The organism is Phormidium pseudopriestleyi FRX01 (assembly GCF_017313335.1).
Taxonomy (GTDB): domain Bacteria; phylum Cyanobacteriota; class Cyanobacteriia; order Cyanobacteriales; family Laspinemataceae; genus Laspinema; species Laspinema pseudopriestleyi.
Map to the genome: position 1 here is coordinate 1 of NZ_JAFLQW010000120.1, position 3,728 is coordinate 3,728.

Sequence of the window (3,728 nt, forward strand, 5' to 3'; positions counted from 1 at the left end):
CGGTGGTAGGATTGACGTAAAATGTAGCCATAATTGATGAGAATTCCTGAGTATTTGCTGGTAAAAACCGGGTCACACCAAGGGGAATGGGTGGGCAGTTTCCTGGGCATTAGATAGGGGCGGTCTGGGAGAGTGGATAGCGCACCCAGATGGTAATTGCACCGATCGCCGGAAAGGGTAGTGGGTTGATGAAACCCAAGCCCGTTACATCGTCCTTGGTCGTCCGATTATGTTTACACTGTACGCAGCGCATTCTGGAGAATAGGGAGGATGACGGTCACAAGTGGAATTGGCACAAGTGTGGAGATCGCCTCGTGCCAGGGTCAATCGGCTTTTTAGCTGAGGGGGTATGACACTCCCCTGATTGTCACCAGAACAAGCTATTCTATAGGGTGACTTTCTGCAATTTGGCCCCTTAGTCTGTCACGAATTCACCCAACTGCGCTCAGTTTAAACCCAAGGGAAATCTGCTGCCGGTCTTCTTGAAGCGGATTAAAAACCCGAGGAATTGGCGATGAGGGTCCAATGTATCGGTTCCTCCGGTTGCGGTGGGGTTGTTACCGATGGGGAATATCTTGTCTATTATTAATCATTGGTTAGAAAAAACGCGCACAATATTCGTTCATGATTGAAGTTGAGCATCTGAGCAAAATTTATGGCTCGACACCAGCCATTCAGGATGTCACCTTTACGGTGGAGCCTGGGGAAATTTTAGGATTTCTCGGTCCTAATGGTGCAGGAAAAACCACGACGATGCGGATTTTGGCGGGGTATTTACCTGCCAATAGTGGGACCGCAAAGGTGGCAGGTTATGAGGTTCATGAAGATTCGATGGCAGTGCGGCAACGGATTGGTTATCTGCCGGAGACGCCTCCTTTATATCCCGATATGACGGTGGAGGGATTTTTGCATTTTGTGGCGCGACTGAAACAAGTGCGCCCGGGCGATCGCCCAGAACGGGTGAATTGGGCGCTCAAGCGTTGCAATCTGGAAGAAAAGCGCTCGGTGCTAATTCGTAAGCTGTCCAAGGGGTTTCGCCAACGGGTGGGGATTGCTCAGGCGATCGTCCATGACCCCCCGGTGATTATTTTGGATGAACCGACGGTGGGTTTGGATCCCCGGCAAATCATTGAGGTGCGGAATCTGATTAAAAGTTTGGCGGGAGACCATACGATTATTTTATCTACCCATATTTTGCCGGAAGTCAGCATGACCTGTAGTCGAGTGGCGATTATTAATCGGGGTCAAGTGGTGGCGACGGGTTCCCCGGATGAGTTGATGGTGCAACTCACTGGGGGGGCTTCCTATGAATTGGAAGGGGAGATGGCAGATAATCGGGCGGAGTTTGAAGAGCAAGTAAACTTGCTGAAGGGCCTAGAAGACTTGCCGGGAGTGCGATCGGCAGAATGGGTTTCGGAGCAGAAATTGCCCCCTTCTCGGCGCAAGATTCGGGCGATCGCAGAAGCGGGGATGGAACCGGGTCCTGAAATTATTACTCAGTTGGTGACGAGCGGATTTCGGGTACATGAGATGCGACGCACCCAAGCGAGTCTGGAAGATCTGTTTCTGCAACTGACGACGGAGGAAACGATTGCGGAGTCAGATGCGGAGTCAGATTTCGTGCTTTCAGGTGCATCGGTGCCGCAGGAAACGGATGAAGAGGCGATCGCGGATGCTGAGGTGATTGAAGAACCCGAACAAAAAGAACAAGAAAAAAAAGAAGGAGAAGAAAACTAAATGGGAACGATTGTTGCCAATATTGTGGCTATTTATCGCAAAGAGCTACAGGGTTATTTTATCTCCCCTTTACCCTATTTAATTGCCGGATTTTTTTGGTTTATTTCCGGCTTGTTTTTTGTGACAATGTTACTCGGCGATCAGGGCTTGATTCAACAAGTGGCAATCATGGATGCCCAAGGACAACAAATGGGAATTCCGATTCCACCCTTCGATGTGCCTTACGAATTTTTACAACAATTTTTGCAAACCCTTGGTTCCCTCTCTTTATTCATCTTACCGATGTTGTCGATGGGACTGTATGCTGAAGAACGCAAGCGCGGAACCCTGGAATTGTTAGCAACTTCTCCAATCACAAACTGGGCCGTAGCAACGGGCAAACTCCTCGGAGTCGTGACGTTTTATATCACGATGATTCTGCCGTTAATGGTCCTCGAAATCATCGCCCTGAATGCGGCTACTCCTCCGATGCCTCTGGCGGTTCCCTTGTTGGCCCATTTTGGCTTAATTTTATTAGCGACTGCGGTTCTTTCCGTGGGAATGTTTATTTCTTCTTTGACCGATAGTACAATTTTGGCGGCTATTCTTACCTTTGTGTTGGTGCTGTTTCTCTGGGCGATCGATGTGGTCGCTCAAGCCATTGGCGGACCTGTCGGCAGTGTTTTAGAGCATTTATCGATTCTTAACCATTACACCAACCTGATTCGCGGAACTTTGGATACGAGTAGTATCATTTTATTGGGCAGTTATGGGGTTTTGGGAATTTTTCTCACCGCTCAGTCTATTGATGCTTTGCGCTTCCAACGGAGTTAATTTCTCAGACTTTCTACTCTGAGAGAGATTCGATTACTTCCTAGTTTCTTCTCAATTTTTTAAGAGAAAAGTGGAAAATTATAACTGCAATAATCAACTTGCTTTTACTCAGAGAAGAATGAGAAAAAATTCCCGCCCACACAACAGTTGATTGCTTCTCCCTAACCATGAAAACCATTGAAAAAAAGCCCCGAGGCTTGACCAAGTATTTCAAATATGCAGTCTTTTTAGGGCTGTTCCTAACGATTGGCGGCGCAATTCCAGGACTCCTGACGGGATGGCAACCTGTGACCAGTGGATTGGTGATTGCGGGTGTCACTGTCCTATTGTTATGGCTGGTGTGGATGCTGACTAACGCTGAAGGTGGATGGAATCCGCGATCGGCACAAGCGGGGACTAATGCCTTTGTTGCAACGCTATCCGTTCTGGTGATTTTAGGGCTAATTAATTTTCTAGGCGTTCGCTATACAGAACGGTTTGATTTAACGGAAAATCAGCGCTTTACTCTGGCCCCGCAAAGCCAACAATTGGTGCGAAATCTGCCTCAACCTGTTAAAGTTTGGGTTTTCGCGGGGGAACCTGAACGCGGGGATTTGGAATTACTGGAAAATTATCGCAGCCAAGCGCCAAATTTGTTTAATTTTCAATATGTGGATCCTTCCCGGCAACCCACGGTGGCGCGACAATTTGGGGTTCAAAGTTTTGGCGAGGTTTATCTGGCATCGGAGGATGGCACAAGGCAGCAATTTGTGCAGACGGTGAGTTCCGTTTCCTCCCTCTCGGAAGCTAGGCTAACGAGTAGTTTAGAGCAGTTTACGAGCGATCGCAGTTACAAGGTATATTTGCTCCAAGGTCATGGGGAACGTCCTTTAGAAGCGGGACGAGGTGCGATCTCTCAAGCGGTTGCCAGCTTGCAGGACAAAAATTTTCTGGTAGAACCCCTGAACTTGGCCCGATTGCCTCGGGTCCCCCCCGATGCCTCGGTGGTGGTGATTGCTGGACCCAAACAACCCTTATTTCCCCAGGAAGTCCAAGCTTTACGGGCCTATCTGCAACAAGGCGGGAGTCTATTTGTGGCGATCGATCCGGATACTAATCCGGGATTAGATCCCCTGCTGAAGGAGTGGGGAATCGAACTGGATAAAACGATTGCGATCGATGGTTCCGGCAGTGGTGGA

Annotated in this window: 3 protein-coding genes; all 3 read left to right on the plus strand. The window is 48.7% G+C overall.

Going from position 1 to position 3,728, the window contains the following annotated elements:
* Positions 1-624: 624 nt before the first annotated feature.
* A complete protein-coding gene (locus J0895_RS04525; protein WP_207086930.1) occupies positions 625-1,737 on the plus strand; it encodes an ABC transporter ATP-binding protein in 1,113 nt (370 codons plus the stop codon).
* Positions 1,738-2,550 (plus strand): ABC transporter permease, encoded by an 813-nt coding sequence (locus J0895_RS04530; protein ID WP_207086931.1) that lies wholly within the window; start codon positions 1,738-1,740, stop codon positions 2,548-2,550.
* A 167-nt stretch (positions 2,551-2,717) separates the two neighbouring features.
* Positions 2,718-3,728 (plus strand): GldG family protein (locus J0895_RS04535; RefSeq protein ID WP_207086932.1); only part of this gene is annotated, 1,011 nt, incomplete at its 3' end.